Annotated in this window: 25 protein-coding genes; 13 read left to right on the top strand and 12 right to left on the bottom strand. The window is 52.2% G+C overall.

Features of this window, described 5'->3' with window-relative positions; all coding sequences use genetic code 11:
* Positions 1–11: 11 nt before the first annotated feature.
* From hisD to IBX50_RS01300, 9 genes are all read right to left on the bottom strand, one after another.
* Entirely contained in the window at positions 12–1,322 is a 1,311-nt protein-coding gene (hisD, locus tag IBX50_RS01340; RefSeq protein ID WP_292252736.1) for a histidinol dehydrogenase, read from the bottom strand.
* Between the two features lie 36 nt (positions 1,323–1,358).
* Positions 1,359–2,012, bottom strand: a complete 654-nt coding sequence (gene hisG, locus IBX50_RS01335) for an ATP phosphoribosyltransferase (protein WP_292252732.1) — start codon at positions 2,010–2,012, stop codon at positions 1,359–1,361.
* Between the two features lie 27 nt (positions 2,013–2,039).
* Positions 2,040–3,302, bottom strand: a complete 1,263-nt coding sequence (gene murA / locus IBX50_RS01330; protein ID WP_292252731.1) for a UDP-N-acetylglucosamine 1-carboxyvinyltransferase — start codon at positions 3,300–3,302, stop codon at positions 2,040–2,042.
* Positions 3,303–3,314: 12 nt separating this feature from the next.
* Positions 3,315–3,575 (bottom strand): BolA/IbaG family iron-sulfur metabolism protein, encoded by a 261-nt coding sequence (locus tag IBX50_RS01325; protein WP_292252730.1) that lies wholly within the window; start codon positions 3,573–3,575, stop codon positions 3,315–3,317.
* A 104-nt stretch (positions 3,576–3,679) separates the two neighbouring features.
* The gene (locus tag IBX50_RS01320) at positions 3,680–3,979 is read right to left on the bottom strand and encodes an STAS domain-containing protein (protein WP_292252728.1); all 300 of its coding nucleotides are present in this window, start codon (positions 3,977–3,979) and stop codon (positions 3,680–3,682) included.
* Positions 3,976–4,629, bottom strand: a complete 654-nt coding sequence (locus IBX50_RS01315; RefSeq protein ID WP_292252727.1) for a phospholipid-binding protein MlaC — start codon at positions 4,627–4,629, stop codon at positions 3,976–3,978. The genes IBX50_RS01320 and IBX50_RS01315 overlap by 4 nt, the downstream gene beginning before the upstream one ends.
* Positions 4,629–5,096, bottom strand: coding sequence for an outer membrane lipid asymmetry maintenance protein MlaD (gene mlaD, locus IBX50_RS01310; RefSeq protein WP_292252726.1), 468 nt, complete (start codon positions 5,094–5,096; stop codon positions 4,629–4,631). The genes IBX50_RS01315 and mlaD overlap by 1 nt, the downstream gene beginning before the upstream one ends.
* 15 nt (positions 5,097–5,111) lie before the next feature.
* Complete coding sequence (gene mlaE, locus IBX50_RS01305; RefSeq protein ID WP_292252725.1) at positions 5,112–5,894, bottom strand: lipid asymmetry maintenance ABC transporter permease subunit MlaE; 783 nt, start codon at positions 5,892–5,894, stop codon at positions 5,112–5,114.
* Positions 5,887–6,702 carry an ABC transporter ATP-binding protein gene (locus IBX50_RS01300; protein WP_292252724.1) on the bottom strand — a complete coding sequence of 272 codons (816 nt, stop codon included), beginning with the start codon at positions 6,700–6,702 and terminating at the stop codon, positions 5,887–5,889. The genes mlaE and IBX50_RS01300 overlap by 8 nt, the downstream gene beginning before the upstream one ends.
* A gap of 102 nt (positions 6,703–6,804) precedes the next feature.
* Here IBX50_RS01300 and IBX50_RS01295 point away from each other — a divergent pair, with 102 nt between their 5' ends.
* The 11 genes from IBX50_RS01295 (at position 6,805) to yjgA (ending at position 14,417) form a co-directional block, all read left to right on the top strand.
* A complete protein-coding gene (locus IBX50_RS01295) occupies positions 6,805–7,776 on the top strand; it encodes a KpsF/GutQ family sugar-phosphate isomerase (RefSeq protein WP_292252723.1) in 972 nt (323 codons plus the stop codon).
* Positions 7,777–7,812: 36 nt separating this feature from the next.
* Positions 7,813–8,361: an HAD hydrolase family protein gene (locus IBX50_RS01290; RefSeq protein ID WP_292252722.1), complete on the top strand. Its 549-nt coding sequence runs from the start codon at positions 7,813–7,815 to the stop codon at positions 8,359–8,361.
* A 5-nt stretch (positions 8,362–8,366) separates the two neighbouring features.
* Entirely contained in the window at positions 8,367–8,975 is a 609-nt protein-coding gene (lptC, locus tag IBX50_RS01285; protein WP_292252721.1) for an LPS export ABC transporter periplasmic protein LptC, read from the top strand.
* A gap of 5 nt (positions 8,976–8,980) precedes the next feature.
* Positions 8,981–9,496 (top strand): lipopolysaccharide transport periplasmic protein LptA, encoded by a 516-nt coding sequence (gene lptA / locus IBX50_RS01280; RefSeq protein WP_292252720.1) that lies wholly within the window; start codon positions 8,981–8,983, stop codon positions 9,494–9,496.
* Entirely contained in the window at positions 9,493–10,221 is a 729-nt protein-coding gene (gene lptB / locus IBX50_RS01275; RefSeq protein ID WP_292252719.1) for an LPS export ABC transporter ATP-binding protein, read from the top strand. Before lptA ends, lptB begins: the two co-directional genes overlap by 4 nt.
* 83 nt (positions 10,222–10,304) lie before the next feature.
* Positions 10,305–11,804: an RNA polymerase factor sigma-54 gene (locus IBX50_RS01270; protein WP_366930683.1), complete on the top strand. Its 1,500-nt coding sequence runs from the start codon at positions 10,305–10,307 to the stop codon at positions 11,802–11,804.
* Positions 11,805–11,916: 112 nt separating this feature from the next.
* Complete coding sequence (gene hpf / locus IBX50_RS01265) at positions 11,917–12,222, top strand: ribosome hibernation promoting factor (RefSeq protein WP_292252718.1); 306 nt, start codon at positions 11,917–11,919, stop codon at positions 12,220–12,222.
* Between the two features lie 19 nt (positions 12,223–12,241).
* Entirely contained in the window at positions 12,242–12,700 is a 459-nt protein-coding gene (gene ptsN, locus IBX50_RS01260; RefSeq protein WP_292252717.1) for a PTS IIA-like nitrogen regulatory protein PtsN, read from the top strand.
* A gap of 35 nt (positions 12,701–12,735) precedes the next feature.
* Positions 12,736–13,614: an RNase adapter RapZ gene (rapZ, locus tag IBX50_RS01255; protein WP_292252715.1), complete on the top strand. Its 879-nt coding sequence runs from the start codon at positions 12,736–12,738 to the stop codon at positions 13,612–13,614.
* A gap of 15 nt (positions 13,615–13,629) precedes the next feature.
* The gene (locus IBX50_RS01250; protein ID WP_292252714.1) at positions 13,630–13,899 is read left to right on the top strand and encodes an HPr family phosphocarrier protein; all 270 of its coding nucleotides are present in this window, start codon (positions 13,630–13,632) and stop codon (positions 13,897–13,899) included.
* Between the two features lie 5 nt (positions 13,900–13,904).
* Positions 13,905–14,417, top strand: coding sequence for a ribosome biogenesis factor YjgA (yjgA, locus tag IBX50_RS01245; RefSeq protein ID WP_292252712.1), 513 nt, complete (start codon positions 13,905–13,907; stop codon positions 14,415–14,417).
* Positions 14,418–14,522: 105 nt separating this feature from the next.
* Here yjgA and IBX50_RS01240 read toward each other — a convergent pair whose 3' ends face one another.
* The 3 genes from IBX50_RS01240 to IBX50_RS01230 all read right to left on the bottom strand — a co-directional run bounded on the left by IBX50_RS01240 (position 14,523) and on the right by IBX50_RS01230 (position 18,837).
* On the bottom strand, positions 14,523–15,281 hold the full coding sequence (locus IBX50_RS01240; protein ID WP_292252710.1) for an EAL domain-containing protein: 759 nt from the start codon (positions 15,279–15,281) through the stop codon (positions 14,523–14,525).
* 213 nt (positions 15,282–15,494) lie between these two features.
* Entirely contained in the window at positions 15,495–17,528 is a 2,034-nt protein-coding gene (locus IBX50_RS01235) for a lytic transglycosylase domain-containing protein (RefSeq protein ID WP_292252709.1), read from the bottom strand.
* 130 nt (positions 17,529–17,658) lie between these two features.
* Positions 17,659–18,837: an acetyl-CoA C-acyltransferase gene (locus tag IBX50_RS01230; protein ID WP_292252707.1), complete on the bottom strand. Its 1,179-nt coding sequence runs from the start codon at positions 18,835–18,837 to the stop codon at positions 17,659–17,661.
* Positions 18,838–18,954: 117 nt separating this feature from the next.
* Between IBX50_RS01230 and IBX50_RS01225 the strand changes: the two genes are divergently transcribed.
* Complete coding sequence (locus IBX50_RS01225; protein ID WP_292252706.1) at positions 18,955–19,533, top strand: TetR/AcrR family transcriptional regulator; 579 nt, start codon at positions 18,955–18,957, stop codon at positions 19,531–19,533.
* Between the two features lie 242 nt (positions 19,534–19,775).
* A complete protein-coding gene (locus IBX50_RS01220; RefSeq protein ID WP_292252705.1) occupies positions 19,776–21,440 on the top strand; it encodes an AMP-binding protein in 1,665 nt (554 codons plus the stop codon).
* The last annotated feature ends 168 nt before the right edge of the window (positions 21,441–21,608 follow it).

The following is a 21,608-nucleotide window of genomic DNA, read 5'->3' as shown; positions in this document are numbered from 1 at the left end:
TTCGGTCAGGTTTAATCCCTGACCCGGTAACGCGCAGAGCGGGCGTGTGCGGTCAGGGATTCACCATCGGCCAGTTCACCGGCAATGCGTCCCAGTGTGCTGGCTCCTTCTGCGGAGCAGAAGATCAGGGATGAGCGTTTTTGGAAATCATAAACGCCCAGCGGTGATGAGAAACGTGCCGTGCCGGAGGTTGGCAATACGTGGTTGGGGCCAGCACAGTAGTCACCCACGGCTTCTGCGGTGTAACGTCCCATAAAAATGGCACCGGCATGGCGAATTTGTGGCAACCAGGCTTTGGGATCGTCTACCGATAGCTCCAGATGCTCCGGGGCAATACGGTTGATCAGCTCCAGTGCCTGCTGTTGGTTATCCACCTGAATTAATGCACCCCGGTTTTGCAGCGAGGTACGAATGATTTCGGCGCGCTCCATGGTGGGCAGCAGGCGGTTGATACTTTTCTGCACTTGTTCCAGCCAACGGGCATCCCAGCTGATCAGGATCGACTGGGCATCTTCATCATGTTCAGCCTGAGAAAACAGATCCATGGCAATCCAGTCAGGATCGGTTTTGCCATCACAGACCACCAGTATTTCAGATGGGCCGGCAATCATGTCGATACCCACCTTGCCAAATACCGCACGTTTGGCGGTTGCCACATAAATATTGCCGGGGCCGACAATTTTATCAACCGGTGGCACGGTTTCTGTGCCATAGGCCAGTGCTGCCACGGCCTGAGCACCACCCAGGGCAAACACACGGGTGACACCACACAACCAGGCGGCACCTAGCACCAGCGGGTTGAGTTCACCACCCGGTGCAGGAGCCACCATGATAATTTCTTTAACCCCTGCCACCTTGGCAGGCAGGGCATTCATCAACACTGATGAAGGATAGGCTGCCTTGCCGCCAGGTACATACACACCCACCCGATCCAGCGGCATGACTTGCTGCCCCAGCAGGGTGCCATCGGCTTCGGTGTATTCCCAGGAACCTTGTTTCTGTTTTTCGTGGTAGGCGGTAACGCGTTCCGCTGCTGCTTTTAATGCATCCCGCCGCGCAGCTGGCAGGCCATTGTAAGCAGCTTCCAACTCGGCAGCAGAGACTTCCAGTTGTTTAATATCAGTGGCGGTATGACGATCAAACTGCTGGGTGAGCTCAACCAGTGCTTTGTCCCCTTCCTGACGCACACGGGCAATGATTTGATCAACACTCTGCTGCACCTGTAGGCTGGAAACACCTTCCCAGGCCAGCAAGGCATCCAGTGTAGTATTAAAGTCTGCAGCCGATGCATTCAGCTGCCGGATCTCAACGGGAAGACTCATGCTAATCACCTTAAAAGTTGGAATTCTGCAATGAATTCATTCAGCAGGTTGCGCGGATCGAGCTTCAACGGCTGCCTTGAGGCGCTCCAGCAGCGGCTGGATCTGTTGGTATTTCATTTTCATGGAAGCCTGATTCACCACCAGACGCGATGAAATGTCAGCAATGAACTCACGGGGTTCCAGACCATTGGCGCGCAGGGTGTTGCCGGTATCCACGATATCCACAATTTCATCGGCCAGACCCATGATCGGCGCCAGTTCCATGCCACCATAGAGTTTGATCAGATCCACCTGAATGCCCTGTTCGGCATACCAGCGTTTGGCCAGATTAATAAATTTGGTGGCCACACGGCGACGACCTTCTGGTTTGGGTACACCCTTGATGGCTGCTGTCATCAGGCGACACTCGGCAATACGCAGATCCAGCGGCTCATACATGCCTTCACCACCATGCTCCATCAGTACATCCTTGCCGGATACACCCATATCCGCTGCACCCAGTGCAACATAGGTGGGCACATCGGTGGCACGAATCACCAGCAGTCGCACTCCCGGCAGATTGGTATCAAAAATCAGCTTGCGGCTTTTACTGATATCTTCAGCAGGCACGATGCCTGCATCAGCCAGCAGCGGCAGGGTATCGTCCAGAATACGCCCCTTGGAAAGGGCCAGGGTTAAACTCTGTGGCATGAATCTCTCTCGATTATTCTTTCAGGTTCAGCTGGTGATGCGCTTGATTTTTGCACCCAGCAGCATCAGCTTTTCCTCAATACACTCATAACCCCGGTCGATATGGTAAATACGATCCACCAGCGTATCACCCTCTGCCACCATGGCGGCAATCACCAGGCTGGCTGATGCACGCAGGTCGGTTGCCATAACTGGCGCACCGGTTAGCTTGTCGACACCACGGATAATAGCTGTATTACCTTCCACCATAATATCCGCACCCATGCGCTGCATTTCTTGCACGTGCATAAAGCGGTTTTCAAAGATGGTTTCAATCACGGTGGAGGTGCCTTCAGCTATGGTGTTCAGCGCCATAAACTGAGCCTGCATGTCGGTTGGAAACGCCGGGTAAGGGGCAGTTTTGATGTTAACGGCTTTAGGACGGCGACCCTGCATATCCACTTCAATCCAGTCCGGGCCGGAGGTAATCAGTGCGCCGGACTCTTCCAGCTTCAATAACACTGAATCAAGGATGTCCACACGGGTCTGTTTGACACGTACCCGCCCACGACTGGCTGCACCAGCCACCAGAAAGGTGCCTGTTTCAATACGATCCGCGATGACATCAAAATGGCAGCCTTTTAAGTCTTTAACACCTTCAATAATGATGGTGTCCGTGCCCTGACCCTTGATATCTGCACCCATGGCATTCAGGAACTCGGCCAAGTCCACTACTTCCGGCTCACGCGCAGCATTTTCAAGTACTGTTTTGCCTTCTGCCAGGGTTGCGGCCATCATCAGGTTTTCCGTGCCGGTAACTGTCACGGTATCAAAAACAATTCGGGCACTTTTTAAGCGTCCGTTCACCTTGCCACGGATATAACCTTCTTCTACCCGAATTTCGGCACCCATCTGTTTTAAACCATTCAGGTGCAGGTTGACCGGACGACTACCGATGGCACAACCGCCGGGCAGCGAAACCTCGGCTTCACCATAACGCGCCATCAACGGGCCAAGAACCAGAATAGAGGCACGCATGGTCTTAACCAGATCATAAGGAGCCACACATTTTTTTAAGTAGCTGGCATCCAGCTCCAGCGACATTTTTTCATCCACCACCGCCTGTACACCCATACCACCCAATAACTCAATCATGGTGGTGATGTCATGCAGGTGGGGCAGATTACCGATGGAAACCGGGCCATTCACCAGCAGACTGGCGGAAAGAATCGGCAAAGCCGAGTTCTTGGCTCCGGAGATCCAGACTTCGCCATCGAGGGTTGCTCCCCCGGTGATTATTAATTTATCCATCAATATTTGGCCTTAAAAAACCTGCAAGTCTTTAACTTTTGCCCACTGTTCCGGGGTGTAGGTTTTTAATGCCATGGCGTGCAGCTTGTCACTGGCAAATTCTTCACTCAGATTGGAGAACACCAGCTGCTGCTTTTTGACCGGCGATGGCAGGGTGGCAAAAACCTCACCAATGGCGATGACTTCGAAGTGTCGCCCGTCCTCACCTTTAACCAGGAATTCACATTCAGGTAAACGGCTTTCCAGCAGTTCTTTCAGGGCTTGAGCTTGCATGACAACTCCTCGACAGACACTCCCGACCGGGATTGGGGTTTTAGTATGAAATTTTACTGGCAGGCATGATAACCGAAAATCAGTTACATGTGCAGCTCGACAAGTCAGTGGGCAGAAGGCACAAAAGGCAATAACAAATCCAGCCCACTCAGCTCAGCAACACGCATCAGCTCTTGTGAGGGATTGATAAATTGGAGGCTGACACCCAGCTGGCGGGCGTTACGGTGCCAGGACAACAACACCAGCAGCAGGGCTGCACCACCCCTTGCATCCTGCAGATTAATGCGACTGGGGCTGCCCTGTTGCAAATCAAGAGTGGTAACCAGCGCCTCGGCCAGATCATAATCAACGCAACCGTTGAGCACCCAGTCATCACCGGATGAACGGCTTAACAAGGCTTTCACGTTTTATCTTCCTGTGCCTGCATTTCTTCCAACGCCTGCTCTGGTGACCAGCCATCAATCACCCGATCAAAATTGCGATTATGCTCACGCATGGCGCGATCAAACTGGCTGTTGAATGTCAGACCCAGGTTAACGCCATTCACAATCAGATTGATGATTTTCCATTCATCATTATGGCGGCGCAGGGTAAACACCAGTGGATAACGCTGACCATCGTTTGCCACTACTTCCAGCTCCACATTGTCCTGATCCTCAAAACGTGCCGGACGTTCGATGATACGCAGGTCAAATTCGCGATAATCAAAGTTCATCAAACCCTGACCAAAGGTGCGCACCAGTGTGACCTGAAACACCTCGGCAAAACGGCTGCGCTGTTCCGGGGTGGCAGCTCTGAAATAACGTCCACCCATCACACGGGCGCTGATGTAACGAAAATCGACATAAGGCAGCAACGCCTGATCCAGTGCTGTGTAAAGCTGCTGCGGGTCTTGTTCGTAGTTGGGCTTGCTGCGCTCAAAAGCTACCGTCAGATCTGCCAGCCCAGCCTCAACCACTTGCCAGGATGTTGCGCTGCTCTGAACCTGTCCGGCCTGAGTTTGCACGGACAGCAGCAATATCAGCACGACAGCAAAAATTCCTGACCACTTCATTATCTGGCTCCTGTGGAGTTGGAAATAAACTGGTTAATCAACTGCTCCAGTATTAATGCCGACTGGGTATTCCGAATCACTCCACCGGCTTGTAACTGCTCTTCATCCACACCCGGCACCAGGCTGATGTAGTTGTCGCCCAGCAGCCCTGCTGTCTGAATGGCTGCTGCGGTATCCTGGCTTAACTTGCCCAGCAGTCGTTCATCCAGCTGCATCACTACTTTTGCCTCAAACCATTCATCATCCAGTTCGATACGGCTGACTCGCCCGACATTTACACCGGCCAGTGTCACGCGAGATCGAGGTTTTAATCCTCCGATATCACCAAAATAGGCCTCCACCTCAAAACGGCTGCGATCCTGCTCCAGTGTCAGTCCACTGACTTTAAAGGCCAGAAATACCATTGCCAGTAAACCCAGCAACATAAAACCGCCCACTGACACTTCCACCCAATGCTGATTACGCATGACCCGCTCCAGAACTTACAGATTGCTGAACATCAGGGCTGTCAGGATAAAATCCAACCCCAACACCGCAAGAGATGAATAAACCACCGTTTTGGTGGTGGCACGGCTGATGCCTTCAGAGGTGGGTTCCAGATCATAACCCTGAAACACCGCAATCCAGGTCACCACAAAAGCAAACACCAGGCTTTTGATCAGCCCGTTTAAAATATCCTGACGAAAACCGACCGCTGACTGCATGTTGCTCCAGAAGGCTCCGGCATCCACACCCAGCCATTCCACACCCACCAGCCAGCCACCCCAGATGCCTACCATGGCGAACACCAGCGACAAGAGCGGCAAGGCAAAAAAACCCGCCAGCAAACGGGGTGCAACAATCCGGCGCAGCGGATCAACACCGATCATTTCCATACTGGACAGCTGTTCAGTGGCTTTCATTAATCCAATTTCAGCCGTTAATGCTGAACCGGCACGACCGGCAAATAACAACGCAGCCACCACTGGAGCCAGTTCACGCACCAGACTTAGAGCCACCATCTGCCCCAGTGCCTGTTCTGCGCCAAAATCCACCAGAATGGTAAAACCCTGCAGAGCCAGCACCATGCCAATAAACAGGCCAGACACCAGGATAATCACCAGTGACAGAACCCCGATGAAATACACCTGATTCAGCCATAGCCGAAAAGCACCGGCCTGACGCGGCCAGCCAATCAGTGAGTGGTATAAAAACACACCGGAACGACCCAGTGCAGCCAGCAGCGTTAAACCTTGTCGTCCCAGACTTGCCAGCCAGTCAAGCATGGTGTTTTTCCTCTTCTGCAAACAAGTCGTCCTGATAATCCACTGCAGGGTAATGAAAAGGCACCGGACCATCCGGCAAACCACCCACAAATTGATGCACTTCTGCCTGATCTGACGCGGCCAGCTCTGCCGGCGTGCCTTCGGCAATGACCTTACCACCTTCCAGAATGTAAGCGTAATCAGCAATCGACAGGGTCTCAGCCAGATCATGTGAGACAATTACGGAGGTTAATCCCAGCGCTTCGTTCAAACGTCGGATCAGCTGCACTAACACGCCCAGAGAAATGGGATCCTGTCCGACAAAGGGTTCGTCATACATTAATAATTCAGGGTCCAGTGCAATGGCACGAGCCAGCGCTACACGGCGGGTCATACCGCCAGATAATTCGGATGGCATCAGGTGTCTGGCGCCGCGCAGACCCACAGCCTCCAGTTTGATCAGTACCAGATCTCGTATCATCTGCTCTGGTAAAGTGGTGTGTACCCGCAGCGGGAAAGCTACATTCTCAAACACCGTCATATCAGTGAACAAGGCACCGGACTGAAACAACATACCCATACGGCTGCGCAACTCAAACAGTTCTCTGCGTCCCAGCTGATGGATTGATTCACCCAGCACCTTAATCGAACCTTGATCCGGATGCAGCTGACCACCAATCAGTTTTAACAGGGTTGTTTTACCCGTGCCACTAGGACCCAGTACCGCAGTAATTTTCCCCGGCTGCAAAGTCAGGTTCAAGCCAGAAAAAATGACACTGTCACCACGACTGAAATGCAGGTCTTTCACTTCGACCAGCGGCTGCTGCATTCGTTTCTCCAGCTGGAACTCAAATCTAAAAGGGTTATAATCTAAACACAAGTTGCACTGCATACAAGCCTTAACAGCACCTCAGCGGACACACTGCCTGCCATGACTTCAGTTCATCACCTTGCTTCTGCCCAGCGTACCCTGCAGCTGGAAATTGCTGCTTTACAAGAAATTTTTGCTCAGCTGGATGCTGACTTTGCCGCTGCCTGCGAACTGATGCTCCATTGCCCCGGACGCATTATTGTGACTGGTATGGGTAAATCCGGGCATATTGGCAACAAGATTGCGGCCACACTGGCCAGTACCGGCACACCGGCATTTTTTATGCATCCGGGTGAGGCCAGTCACGGTGATCTGGGCATGGTGACACGTAATGACTTGGTGCTGGCACTGTCGAATTCCGGCGAAACTCAGGAGGTCACCTCTCTGCTACCGCTGTTAAAACGCCTGGGTATTCCGATTGTCAGCATGACCGGTGCCCCGGCATCCACTCTGGCACGGGAAGCCAATGTACATCTGAATGCCACGGTCAGCCGTGAAGCCTGCCCACTGAACCTGGCTCCCACCTCCAGTACCACCGCTGCACTGGCACTGGGTGATGCACTGGCAATTGCCCTACTGGAAGCCAGAGGCTTCAGCCCGGATGATTTTGCTCTCTCCCACCCCGGTGGCAGTCTGGGACGTAAGCTGTTGTTACGGGTTGCTGACATCATGCATCAGGGTGAGACCATTCCTTGTGTCACCTCCTCAGCCAGCCTACGTGAAGCCCTGCTGGAAATGACCCGCAAAGGACTGGGTTTTACCTGTGTCACCAGTGAAGATGGCAAGCTGCTGGGCGTTTATACCGATGGCGACCTGCGCCGCACCCTGGATAATGAACCTAACCTGCAACAACTCAACGTCATTGATGTGATGACCCGTGGTTGCAAAAGCATCAGCCCGGAACTGCTCGCCGCTGAAGCAGTACACTTGATGGAAGAAAACAAAATCAGCGCCCTGCCTGTCACCGATAACCAACAGAAAGTTATCGGTGCACTCAACATGCATGACCTGCTCAGAGCTGGTGTAATCTGATATAGTGCAGACTATTTAACAGTCTAGTGAGTAACCATGAACCTTTCCGAATCTCTGCTTAATAAACTCCGCCCACTGCGCCTGCTGGCACTGGATGTGGATGGTGTGCTGACCGATGGCCGCTTGTATTTTCATGCCGATGGCAGTGAAAGCAAAGCCTTTAATACCCAGGATGGTCAGGGCATCAAACTGCTGCAAGCCAGTGGTGTTGAAGTCGCCATTATCACCGGTCGCAACTCCAGCATTGTTGCGCAGCGTGCTGCTGCCTTGAACATCACTTCGGTGATGCAAGGACGCGAAGACAAGATCACCGCTCTGGGTGAACTGGTCAGCCAACAGGGTCTCAGTTGGGATCAGGTGGGTTATTGTGGTGATGATTTCCCTGATCTGGCCGCCATTCGTAAAGCAGGTTTTGGTGCCAGTGTTGCCAATGCCCCGGAATACATTCGCCACTACAGTGACTACACCACCCTGCACAGCGGTGGGCAAGGTGCCGTGCGTGAGCTGACTGACCTGATCATGAAAGCTCAGGGTACTTGGCAGGATTGTATCAACCATTACCTGTACAATCTGCGCAGCAACTGATTCGTATGGCTGGCGTAACCTCATGGCTTGCACAAGCACCTCCTATACGACGTGCTGGTGCATTGCTTGCATTACTACTGCTAGGCGTACTGCTGGTCTGGCTGCAGGATATCACCCAGCCGCCCCCCTACGCACCTCTGCCCACAGAACACGGCGAACCTGACTATTACATCGAGCAGGCCAGAGCCATTCGCTACAATGCTGTCGGTGAGCGCCTGCAAATTCTTGAATCTCCGCAAGTCACTCATTATCCAGAAAACAACCTGGCTCTGATGGATCAACCTCGCGTTCACCATTACGGTGAAAATGGTCAAATTTGGCGTATTACCGCCAATAAAGCTGAATACCGTAATCAGCAGGAAATCTACCTGGAAGACAGGGTACGCATCACACCACTGAATCCTGATTCTCCCTACCTGCCGGAGTTTGCCACCTCGCGTCTATGGGTGGATCTGCCCACTGAGTTTGCTCACACTTCCGCCCCGGTGACTTTCACCAGCCCAGGCGGCATCACTCATGGCAAGGGATTAAACCTGAACCTGGACACAGGTCAGGCAGAAATACCGGAACAAGCCCAAGGCCAGTATCACCCGCAACCAGCCATGCAGGACTAAATACCATGATACCCCGCACCCTGTTCATTTGCCTGATGGCATTCAGCTTCAGCCCCACTGTATTGGCACTGCCGGAGGACCGTGACAAACCCGTTCAGGTCAACGCCCAGCGTATGGAGTGGAACAACCAGCAACAACTGGCCACCTATACCGGACAGGTTGAAGCAGTGCAGGGTGAGCTGCAGTTGAACTCCGAACAACTGCAAATACAACGCGGTGAGCAGGGTGAACTAACCCGTGCTGAGGCCCGTTCACCTGGCCAGTTGGCCTATATGCGTGATCTACCGGATATCAACGAACCGGAAGTGGAAGCCTGGGCAGAAACTATTGATTACCGTCCAGCTGAAGAGCAGGTGATTCTTACTGGTAATGCTCACCTGACTCAGGGACAGGACAGTTTTCGGGGACACCGCTTGATTTATAATCTGACCACCCGCGATATTCGTGCTGAACAGGCCGCCGGTGATGCTCCTCGGGTTGAAGTGATCCTGACCCCAAAACGCAAGGAGCCAGCCCAATGACCAAATGCCTGAAAGCCAGCAACCTGCAAAAGAGCTACAAGGGTCGCAAGGTGGTACGGGATATCAGCCTGGAAGTGCATCAGGGTGAAATTGTTGGGCTGTTAGGACCTAACGGCGCTGGCAAAACCACTTCGTTTTACATGATTGTTGGACTGGTGAAAGCGGATGCCGGCAGTATCCTGCTGGATGACAAGGATATCACCAAACTGCCCATGCATGGTCGTGCCCGTGCTGGCTTGGGTTATCTGCCGCAGGAAGCCTCAGTGTTCCGTAAACTCAGTGTGGAAGACAACCTGCTGGCAATACTGGAATTACGCAAAGAACTCAGCAAACCCCGTCGCATTGAGTTAATGGAACAGCTGCTGGAAGAATTTTCCATCACCCATATTCGCAAAAATAAAGGCATGAGCCTGTCCGGTGGTGAACGCCGCCGTGTTGAAATTGCCCGCGCCCTGGCCAACGAACCGGATTTTATTCTGCTGGATGAACCCTTTGCCGGTGTTGATCCCATCTCTGTTGCCGAAATCATGGGCATCATCCGCCAGCTGCAGGCGCGTAACATCGGTGTATTGATTACCGATCACAACGTGCGAGAAACACTGGAAATCTGTGAACGCGCCTACATTGTCAGTGAAGGTGCATTAATTGCACAGGGCAACGCTGAAGCCATTCTTTCCAATGCCGATGTGAGAAGAGTCTACCTTGGCGAGCAATTCAGAATTTAATAAAGTATTCATATATCTATGGCACAAAAATTGCCGGCATGGCATTCTGGCTTTTTTGAGTATCCACGAGTGGCCTAACACCTATGTCAATGAAACCCAGCCTCGGGCTGAATCTGTCTCATAATCTGGTTATCACTCCTCAGCTGCAGCAAGCCATCTATCTGCTGCAACTGTCCACCCTTGATCTACAGCAGGAAATTCAACAGGCACTGGAATCCAACCCCCTGCTGGAGATGGAAGAAGCCGACGAAGCGCTGATACAGCCACAGGCGGATCCTTTTGATACCTCCACCCGCGAAGCACAAAAAGCCGAAGCCCAGCAGGATGCCGCCCCCAGCGAAATGAACCAGTGGGAAGAGAGCAATCTACCTACTGAGCTGGCCGTGGACACCGCCTGGGATGATATTTACAGCCATGATTACAGCAGTGGCTCCGGCAGCAGTGATGAACAGATGGAAGGTTATGAGCGCGATACCACCGCAGCCACCCTCTCCGACCACCTGCTCTGGCAACTTAATCTCAACCTGCACAACGAACACGACCGCCTGATCGGGGAAACCCTGATCGACAGCATCAATGCCGAAGGATACCTGACCGAAGAGCTTGATGTGATCACCGAGGCTCTGCGTGGTCAGGATCCGATGTTTGCCGAGTTAGATAGTGACGAAGTTCAGGCAGTTTTAAGACTGATCCAGCGTTTTGATCCACCCGGTGTGGGTGCTCGTGATCTAAGAGAATGCCTGCTGCTGCAACTGGAACAACTGCCTGAAAGTACCCCGCGCCTTGCCAGTGCCCGCAAGCTGGTGGATCAATACCTTGAGGTGCTGGCCGGACGTGATTACCGTTTTTTAATTCGTCGCCTTAAACTCAACAGTGAAGACGAACTGCAAGACATCATCACCCTAATCCAGCAGCTCAATCCGCGCCCAGGCAGCACGATCGAAAGTGAAGCCTCCAGTTACATTATTCCCGACCTGCTGGTCACCCGTACAAAACACGGCTGGCGTGTGGAGCTGAACCCGGAAACCCTGCCCAAACTGCGTGTACAGCCGCATTATGCCGATTTAATCCGCCGCGCAGATTCCAGCGACACCAATGTGTATCTGAAAGACCACTACCGCGAAGCCCAATGGCTGATCAAAAGCCTGCAAAGCCGCAGTGAAACCCTGTTAAAAGTTGGCAGTAAAATTGTGGAAGTGCAGCAGGACTTTCTGGAAAAAGGTGACGAATACATGAAACCCATGGTGCTGGCCGATATTGCCAATGCCATTGAAATGCACGAGTCCACTGTATCCCGTGCGACCACCCAGAAGTATATCCATACCCCACGCGGCATTTTTGAGCTGAAATACTTTTTCTCCAGTCATGTATCCACTGCTGAAGGGGGTGAGGCTTCTTCTACCGCCATCCGTGCCATGCTGAAAAAGCTCATTTCTTCCGAACCTCCAAGAAAACCCCTGTCAGACAGTAAGCTGGCCGATCTACTGGCAGAATCCGGCATCCAGATTGCTCGACGTACCGTAGCAAAATACCGTGAAGCCATGAATATCCCCCCATCCAGCGAACGTAAGCGCTTGCGATAACAAGTATTTTTGTCAAGCCATTTTTTCCCTGAAACAAGGGCAAGAGGGCTTTGCTTTATGGTAAAAAGAGTTACAATGCAATTGCACAAACCAATAACACTAGGAGCACGCCATGCAACTGAACATCACTGGTCATCACGTTGAACTGACTGCTGCACTGCGTGAGTATGTTGAAACCAAATTCACCAAACTCGAACGTCACTTTGATCAAATTACTAATGTTCAGGTCACCCTTACGGTAGACAAGCTGCGCCAGATCGCTGAAGCCACATTAAATGTAGCTGGTGGTGAGATTCATGGCAGCGCAGAAAAGGAAGATATGTACGCTGCAATTGATGAACTGATCGACAAACTCGACCGTCAACTGATCAAACACAAAGAAAAAACCCAGGCTCGCCATCAGGGCGCCACCCACTAAACGGTTTTATCCGCCCGCCATGCAGATCAACGAAATTCTGACCCTCGAGCGCACGCTATTTGGCGTGCCTGGGGGCAGTAAAAAACGTGTACTGGAATACTTCAGCAAGTTTATCGCCCAGCAGATTCCTCAGCTGGATGCTGAAGAAGTGTTTTCCCGTCTGATCGCCAGAGAGCGACTGGGTAGCACAGGCATCGGACAGGGCGTAGCTTTGCCCCACTGCCGCATCAGCCACTGCAAAGAAGCGGTGGGCACCTTTATTCGTCTACGCGACAAAATTGATTTTGATGCCATCGACGGCCAGCCAGTGGACCTAATTTTTCTGCTGCTGGTTCCGGAAGAAGCCAACGAGGCTCACCTGCAAACCTTGGCATTACTGGCTGAACGCTTCTCTAATGAAACGTTGCGCAAGGAGTTGCGTAAAACCGACCAGCCGAAACAGCTCTATCAACTGATTGCCAGTCCAGACAACAGTTAAGACTCCATTCTACGGAGCAGGAAAGAGGCACAGTCATGCAACTGGTCATCATCAGCGGTCGCTCAGGCTCCGGTAAAAGTGCGGCACTTCATGCATTGGAGGACCTGGGTTATTACGCCATTGATAACCTGCCTGCGGGGCTGTTGATTCCTCTGACCCAGCAAGCTCAGGTGCAAAGCAACCTCAGCCGATTGGCTGTCAGCATTGATGCCCGCAACCTGTCCCAGGATCTGGATCACTTCCCCACCATCATGCAGGAGTTAACTGCAGAAGGTGTGGATGTGCTGGTGGTGTACCTTAATGCCAACGCCAAAACCCTGATGGAACGTTTTTCTGCCACCCGCAGAAGACACCCCCTGACCCGTGATGGCACTCTATCCCTGAATGAGGCCATAGAAAAAGAACAACAACTGCTGGAACCGCTGGCCAGTCTGGCACAACTGACCCTGGACACCACACGCCTATCGGTTCATGAGCTGCGTAACACCATTGCTGAACAGGTGGCACGTCGTCCGCATCAATCCACCACCCTGCTGTTTATGTCCTTTGGTTTTAAACGGGGTGTACCGCTGGATGCGGATCTGGTGTTTGATGTACGCTGCCTGCCCAATCCGTTCTGGGAAATATCACTGCGTGAAAAAACCGGGCTGGATGAAGCTGTCATCCGTTTTTTTGATGGTCACAGCAGTCCCAGAGAAATGCAGCAGGACATCACCGCTTTTGTACAGCGCTGGTTACCCCGTTACATCGAAAGCAATCGCAGTTATGTCACCGTCGCAATCGGTTGTACCGGAGGACAACACCGTTCGGTCTATCTGGCTGAACGTCTGGGGCAGGCTTTTACAGAGCTCCATCCCGATGTACAGATACGCCATAGAGAACTGAGCCAGAAGCCTCAGTCCTCTGACCATTAAAAGAAAAAGCCAGCCATGCTCGAAAAAAACCTCACCCTGATCAACAAACGTGGACTTCATGCCAGAGCAGCCACACGGGTTGTACAAGTCTGCCAGCAGTTTCAGTCACAGACAGAAATCCGTCTCGGTGAAAAAACAGCCAACACCCGCAACATCATGCAACTACTGATGCTGGCCGCTCCTTGCGGCACCAATATCAGCATCCACGCCTCAGGTGCCGATGAAGAGCAGGCTCTAGCCGCGCTGGAAGCCCTGATACTCGCCCGATTTGACGAAGAAGATTAAAAAGCATGTTTGATGACCAGCAAGACGAACAGGACAACCTGCCCAGCAAAAGTGAGCTGAAACGCCAGATGCTGGCATTGCAGGAAATCGGCAAAAAACTGCTGGAGATGACTCCAGCACAAATCAAAACCCTGCAGCTGGATGATGAGCTGCTGGAAGCCCTGGCTGAATACAAACGCATCAAATCCCACGAAGCACGCCGCCGCCACCTGCAACGTATTGGCAAACTGATGCGTAACCGTGACCATGTTGCCATTCAGGCTGGTATGGAGCGTTATGACTCCAGCTCAGAGACTCATGCCCGGCACTTCAGTCAATTGGAGCACTGGCGTGACCGACTGGTGGAAGATGATGCGGCACTGGCCGAGTTCATGGCCGAGTGGCCAGCCTGTGAAGCTCAGAAAATTCGCCAATTGATTCGCAACACCCGGCAGGAACGCGTGGCGGAAAAGCCACCAAACAATGCTCGCAAACTTTTTCGTTACCTGCGCGACATCTGCGAAGCTGTGCCCAAATAAACTGAACCGGGTGACATCAGGTGTCTGCCAAACAAACCCAGCATCCTCAGCGGTGTAAAACCGGCCTTCTCCGTTTTGCTCCATTAGTTTTGCCGGTTGTTGGGCTTAAAAATCCACGCTCGGCAGGCACTGAAAACCTGGCTTGGCAAAATAATAACCCTGCATCAGTTGTACGCCCAGCTGTTCAAAATAAGCCACTTCTTCCGCTGTCTCCAGACCTTCTGCCAGCAGGATGATATCCAGCTGGCGGCAGATGTCGGCCAGTGCGGTCACAATAATCTGTTTGGTACGGTGAGTGTTGATGTCACGCACCAGCTCCATATCAATTTTCATCAGCCCTGGCAAGAATTTGGACAGCAGGTTTAAACCGGCATGACCTGCCCCAAAATCATCCAGTGCAGTGATAAAGCCTTGCTGCTGGTAATAATCAAAAATCCGTGTCAGGTGTTCAGCATCGTGCACTTTTTCTGATTCGGTGATTTCAAACATGATTTTTTCTAACGGGAAACCAGCTAGATCAGCGGCCTGTAGGGTGCTGCGGATACAGTGTGCTGGTTCGTACACGGCATTAGGTAAAAAGTTGATGCTGAGGATTTTATCCAGCTTTAATTCTGCAGCCAGGGTGATGGCTTTGACCCGACAGGCCTGATCAAAAGCATAACGATTGTCATCGTTTACTCTGGATAAAATCGACCAAGCTGATTCGTTATTTGGGCCACGCACCAGTGCTTCATACCCCCAAATACTTTTATTGCGGTAATCCACAATCGGTTGGTAGGCAAAAGTAAAACCAAAATCCAGAGCTTCAGCACAGTGTTTGCAGTCACCGGAACCAGTAAGCTCAACAGCAAAGCGGGTTGTCATGCAGATACCTTTAGAAGTTTAAAATAATCTGCAGATACTTTAAATGTTGCTGAGCCTGACTGCCAGTGCTCAATGATAAATAACGAGGCTGGCCTTTTTGTGATTGATTAAGGTAGAGGTGTTCAGTCACCAAACGACGGCGTGAGCAGCAGAAGCGATGTTGCCGGGGTGGTAGGTATGTACCAGAACAATACGAATACGGGAAAACATCAATCAACCTTCTGGTTGCTGGAGTGAATCCAATTGTGCCTGACGTTCCTGCTCCTGTTGCAGTCGCCAGGCATAAACTTCACTGAATGCCAGCAGGCTTTTAACATAATCGCGGGTTTCTGCAAAGGTGATGCGTTCCACCCATAACGGGTCGGTTTCCTGCCCTAGACTATTGCGCCAGCTGTTAGCGCGGCTGGGGCCGGCATTATAGGCCGAGGCTGCAAGTATCGGGTTGTTATCATAACGGCGCATCAGACCGGACAAATAATGTACACCCACCGGGAGGTTGTGCTCCGGTAATAACAGATCAGTTTCCGGCTTTAGGCTCATTCTTAATTGATTGGACACTTGCCTGCCGGTAGCAGGCATGACCTGCATCAGACCCAGTGCACCTACTGATGAACGTGCCTGAGGGTTGAACAGGCTTTCCTTGCGAATTAAAGCCAGCACCAATGGCAGCTCTAAACCAGCCTGTTGTGCCAGTGGTCGCAGAGTTTCGAGGTGTGCCAGCGGAAAACGCAGGTCAAGAGCATCATGAAGTCCGGCGCGGTTGGCGGCATCAACACTGCGATCATGCCAGCCCCAGTGACGTGCCAGCCAACCTGCCTGAATCCAGTCTTCGGTGCTGGCGCCACGGAGAGCCTGAAACCACTCACGATTGGCATCCTCCACAAAGCCGGTGAAATAAAGCTCACCACTACGAATCATGCCCTGCTGCTGGCTCAGTTGCTGCAGAACTGGGGGATTGATGGGTGTCTCCAACTCATTCATCCGGGGAGGGATGCCCAGACTGCGAGCGGCCAGAAAACCGTAATAACTGCGCTCTTCTGCCAGCTGTTGCAGCAGTTGATTTGCTTCGTGCGGTTGTTGCTGTTCAATTAAAGTGTGAGCCAGCCAGTAACGCCATTCATTATTAGCCTGCAGTTCATCCGGCAGTTGCAAAATCGCCTGATGCAGTCGAGCCCAGTCTGCGGCGCGCAGCAGAGTACGTGCATACCACTCCTGACCCTGTGCTGAGCGTGCAGCAGCAGGCACTTTGGCAAACAGCTCAAGGGAGTTATCCCGATTGCGCTGGGCGGCGCGGATAGCTATGTATTCCTGTACCTGCCAGCCCGATGTGTCGGATAACAGCTTCTTGTTACGCAGCTGTCCAATCAGTTGTTCAGTGCGGGTTGGGTGAGTACGGGCGTGGTTTTTCAGTAAATCCAGCAGGATTTCTTCCCGCAGTGTTGTATCGGTGCGCAGTAGGCGAGGGTTGTTTAATAATGCCTGCAACTGAGCTGCTGGATTCTGGCGCCCCTTTTGCCAGTAATCCAGCCACTGTTGATCGGCTGGTTTTAGACGGCTGTGGAGAGCACGAGCTTGGCTGGTCTGGCCATTTTGCATCAGTTGCAGGGCAGCGGTGCGGTAGTCATCCGGCTTGAGTAAACCCAGCAGGTGCAGTTTTTCAGTGATGACTTTGCAGTTGCCTGGTAAAGGCTGGTTGTTACGCCAGAAGTCAGCGGTGGTTTCCAGCCAGCTCAGGCTGGTACCAAACACTTCTGCCTCGGCCTGCAAACGAAAACAAGTCAGGCGATTGCTGGTGATTGAGGCGTTATCTGCTTGCTGTAGGAATAACGGCCAGTTTTGCTGGCGTGCCAGTTCTTCCAGCCACTCATGGCGCAGGGTGGATTGAAAAGCCTTGTCTGAATGCAGGGCAAGAAAAGCCTGGATTTTTTCGTGGTTAGCAACCTTGTAGGCCAGCTGGTTACGAAACAGCTGATATTCCAGATAGGGTGCCAGAGGGTAGTGTTGCAGCTGTGTCAGCACTTCGGAAAGGTCTGTCAGTTCACCGCGACGTAATTGCTGATAAGTCTGAGTAAATAGTGCGCGGGCGGCAGGGTCAGGCTGTAATGGCTGATAACTGCGCTCAAAAAAAGCAGAGGTGGACGATGCCGCAGGCAGTAATCCAAATACCAGCAAAAACCCCGCCAGCAGGCTTGTGCGCTTGATGACAGGCAAATGCAGAGAGCGGATGATGGATTCCTTGGCAGGCATTTGCTGATTTCCGTGGTTAAGACTGTTTTGTCTATCTTAGCCTGTTAAAGCCTGACAGGTGAAGCAAGAAAAAGCCGGAAGCTTTGAAGCTTCCGGCTTGAAGGGTGCAGACCTGAAGGTACAGAGCGGATCAGATCAGTTCGATGGCAACGGCTGTAGCTTCACCACCACCAATACACAGGCTGGCAACACCGCGCTTTTTGCCTTCCTGTTGCAGGGCATACATCAGTGTGACCAGAATACGTGAACCAGTGGAACCAATCGGGTGACCCTGAGCACAAGCACCACCATAAATATTGGTTTTTTCGTGTGGAATGTTCAGACCATCCATCGCCAGCATGGTCACCACGGCAAAAGCTTCGTTGATTTCAAACAGATCCACGTCATCAATCGACCAGCCTGCTTTTGCAACAACCTTTTCGATGGAACCAATGGGCGCCAGGGTGAATTCGCTGGGCTCACGGGAGTTGGTGGCATGAGCCACAATCCGTGCCATGGGTTTCAGGCCGCGCTTCTGTGCTTCGGATTCACGCATAATCACCAATGCAGAAGCGCCATCAGAAATGGAACTGGAATTGGCTGCAGTAACAGTGCCATCTTTTTTGAAAGCCGGACGCAGGGAAGGAATTTTTTCGATATTGGCCTGATGCGGTTGTTCATCATCAGTGATGGTCACTTCGCCCTTGCGGGTTTGTACCGTTACGGGAGCAGTTTCGGCTTTTAACTTGCCTTGTTCTATGGCAGTCATAGCACGTTTTAAAGAGCTGATGGCAAAGTTATCCATGCTTTCACGGGTGTAACCCTTGTCATCCGCAACGTCCTGAGCAAACACACCCATCAGTTTGCCGGTGCGGGCATCTTCCAGGCCATCCAGAAACATGTGATCCTTGATTTCACCATGACCCAGACGGTAGCCACTGCGTGCTTTGGTGAGTACGTGCGGGGCGTTGGACATACTTTCCATACCACCGGCAACCATGATGTCGTTGGTACCGGCTTTAATCAGATCATGTGCCAGCATCACGGCTTTCATACCGGAGCCGCAGAGTTTGTTGATGGTGGTGGCACCGGTTTCAACTGGAATACCAGCCTGCATCATAGCCTGACGCGCAGGGCCTTGTTTAACACCGGCGGGTAGTACACAACCCATAATCACTTCTTGTACATCGGCAGGCTGAATGCCCGCGCGGCGGATGGCATCAGCAATCGCCACACCACCCAGTTCTGGAGCGGTCAGGGTGGACAAAGAACCCATCATGCCGCCCATCGGGGTGCGGGCACCGGAAACAATTACAATTGCATCTTGCATGGCATAAACCTCTTGTGGTGTTTTCTTGCTGTATAGGGTGCCGCTTGACCGGAGCCTTGGCTAGAGGTAGTTTGTGACTCGCAAGTCATAAAACCGAGCAAGCGCTAGTTAACTGCCATGAACTTAAACAAGAATTCTAAAAGACGCAAGGAGCTGGTCGCGATTGCTGCCCGGCTGTTCTGCAATCAGGGTTATGAATCCACCACAGTGCGGATGCTGGCGGATGCCATGGGTATCAAATCCGGCAGCCTGTTTCATCACTTTAATGATAAGCAGGAAATCCTGTACGCAGTGATTGAATCCGGCATGTTACATGCCATGGAAATTGCCCGACAGGCACTGTCTAGTGCCAAAACACCCAAAGAACGCCTCTATGCACTGGCACGAGCTCATTTATCTACCCTGCTGGAAGATCGGGATGCCCACGTGGTGGCTATTTATGAATGGCGCAGCCTGACACAGGAATCCCGTAATCTGCTGGTGGAGCTGCGTGACGCTTATGAAACCAGCTGGCGCGAAGTGATCAGTGAATGCCATGAAGCTGGATTGATCAAAGGGGATCAGGGTTTGCAGCGGCGACTGGCGCTGGGTGCACTCAACTGGACGGTGCAGTGGTATCACCCGGATCGTGAACTGACCCCGGATGATCTGGCTCATGAACTGGTAGCGATGGTGTTGAGGGAGCCTTCAGCTTGATAAAAGAGCCTTCAGCGGGGTAAAGAGCCTTCAGCGTGGTAAAGAGCCCTCAGCGGGTTAAAAGGCCTGCATAAAAAACTTGCCCGGATGCAGTTGCTGAATTAGGCTAGAAAAAACCGAGCACTTGCTCGTTTTAAAGAAATAAGATAAAGGTGGCTTTGGTCGCCTTTATTTACCCCGGAAAGTTGACGTTTACGTCAAAGTTAAACAAAAACAACAAATTGAAACTGGAGGGTACACCCATGGCCGAATCAAAACTGGCTCAGACGCAGGATTACGCAGCGTTTATGCAGCAATTCCAGCTGTCGACTGTTGAAGCAGCATTACAGGGCAGCCTGACTGAAGGTTTTAACGCTTATATTGAATGCTGTGGTCGTCATGCCCAGGGCAGTAAGGCGAATCATCTGGCGCTGGTGCATGAAGATACACAAGGCAAGGTCACCACACTCACCTTTGCTGAGCTGGATGCACTGACCGGGCGTATGGCTAATCTATTAAAAAGCCAGGGTGTAAAGCAGGGTGATCGTGTGGCAGCCATGTTGTCCCGTACCCCGGAGCTGCTGGGATTAATTCTGGCAAGCTGGCGCATTGGTGCTGTTTATCAGCCGCTGTTTACCGCCTTTGGATATGAAGCCATTGAATACCGCCTGACTCAGGCCAAAACCGCGCTGATGTTCACTGATGCGGAAAATCGTGAAAAATTCAAACCCATCAAAAGCCTGCCCAAAATGATAATGCTGGGTTCCAAGGCGGATGCCAAGCAGTGGGGTGATGCCCACTACGCCAGCCTGCTGGCGGATCAGAGCAGTGAATGTGAGGCTCCAGTACTGGATGCTGAACAACCCTTCCTGCAGATGTTCACCTCTGGCACTGTTGGTAAATCCAAGGGTGTAGCCGTGCCGTTAAAAGCACTGCCCGCTTTTTATATCTACATGCGTTATGCCATCGACCTGCAGGAATCTGATCGCTTCTGGAACATGGCTGATCCGGGCTGGGCTTATGGCCTGTATTACGCCATCACCGGACCACTGTTGCTGGGTTGTACTACTCACTTCAACGAAGCCGGATTCACTGCTGAAAACACGCTGGAATTCCTGAAAAAACACCAGATCACCAACCTGGCTTCTGCCCCAACGGCTTACCGTATGATGAAATCCAGTGGGCTGCTGGATGGCAAGTCTGCTGAGCTGAGTCTGCGGGTTGCCAGTTCTGCCGGTGAACCGCTGAATACCGAGGTGGTGAACTGGGTCAGTGACAACCTTGGTTGCCGTGTGATGGATCATTATGGTCAGACGGAAACCGGCATGACTTGTTGCTGCCATCACTCGTTGACACATGAGTCTCCTGTGGGTTCGATGGGTATGCCGATGCCGGGTTATCGTCTGGCGATTCTGGATGCAGAATACAAGGAGCTGGAAGCAGGCAAGACCGGTCAGCTGGCAGTGGATATGGAAAACTCTCCGGCATTTTTCTTCCAGGGTTACACCTGGCAGGAGAAAAAACCTTTCCATGAAAAGTATTACCTGACCGGTGATGTGGTGGAAAAACATGCCGATGGCACCTTCTGGTTTGCTGGTCGGGATGACGACATCATCACCACTGCCGGTTACCGTGTTGGCCCGACCGATGTGGAAAATACCGTACTGGAGCACCCTGCGGTGGCGGAATCTGCGGCGGTGGGCAAACCGGATGAACTGCGCGGTTATGTGATCAAGTCTTTTGTGGTGTTAAAGGCTGGGCACGAAGCGAGTGATCAACTGGTGAAAGACATTCAGTCACTGGTACGTGAACGCTTGTCGGCTCATGCCTTCCCACGGGAAATCGAATTTGTGGACGCGCTGCCAAAAACGCCCAGCGGCAAAATCCAGCGCTTTATCCTGCGTAAACAGGCTGAAGCCGGAGCCTGATGTTTCTGGAGAAGTTGGGTACAAGGCATTGCAGGTCAGGACGCGATGTACTTGTCGCAGGGCATCCTTGCCCTATGCCGCAGCCAGAGCTTGGAGGGATGTATTCACGCGTCCTGAGCAACAGTACTCGTTGCCGGACATCTGGCGGACTAATAGTTAACCAAGAGA

It is taken from the genome of Marinospirillum sp., assembly GCF_014859565.1.
The sequence above is the reverse complement of the archived record's forward strand: the minus strand, read 5'-3'. Positions and strand labels throughout refer to the sequence as shown.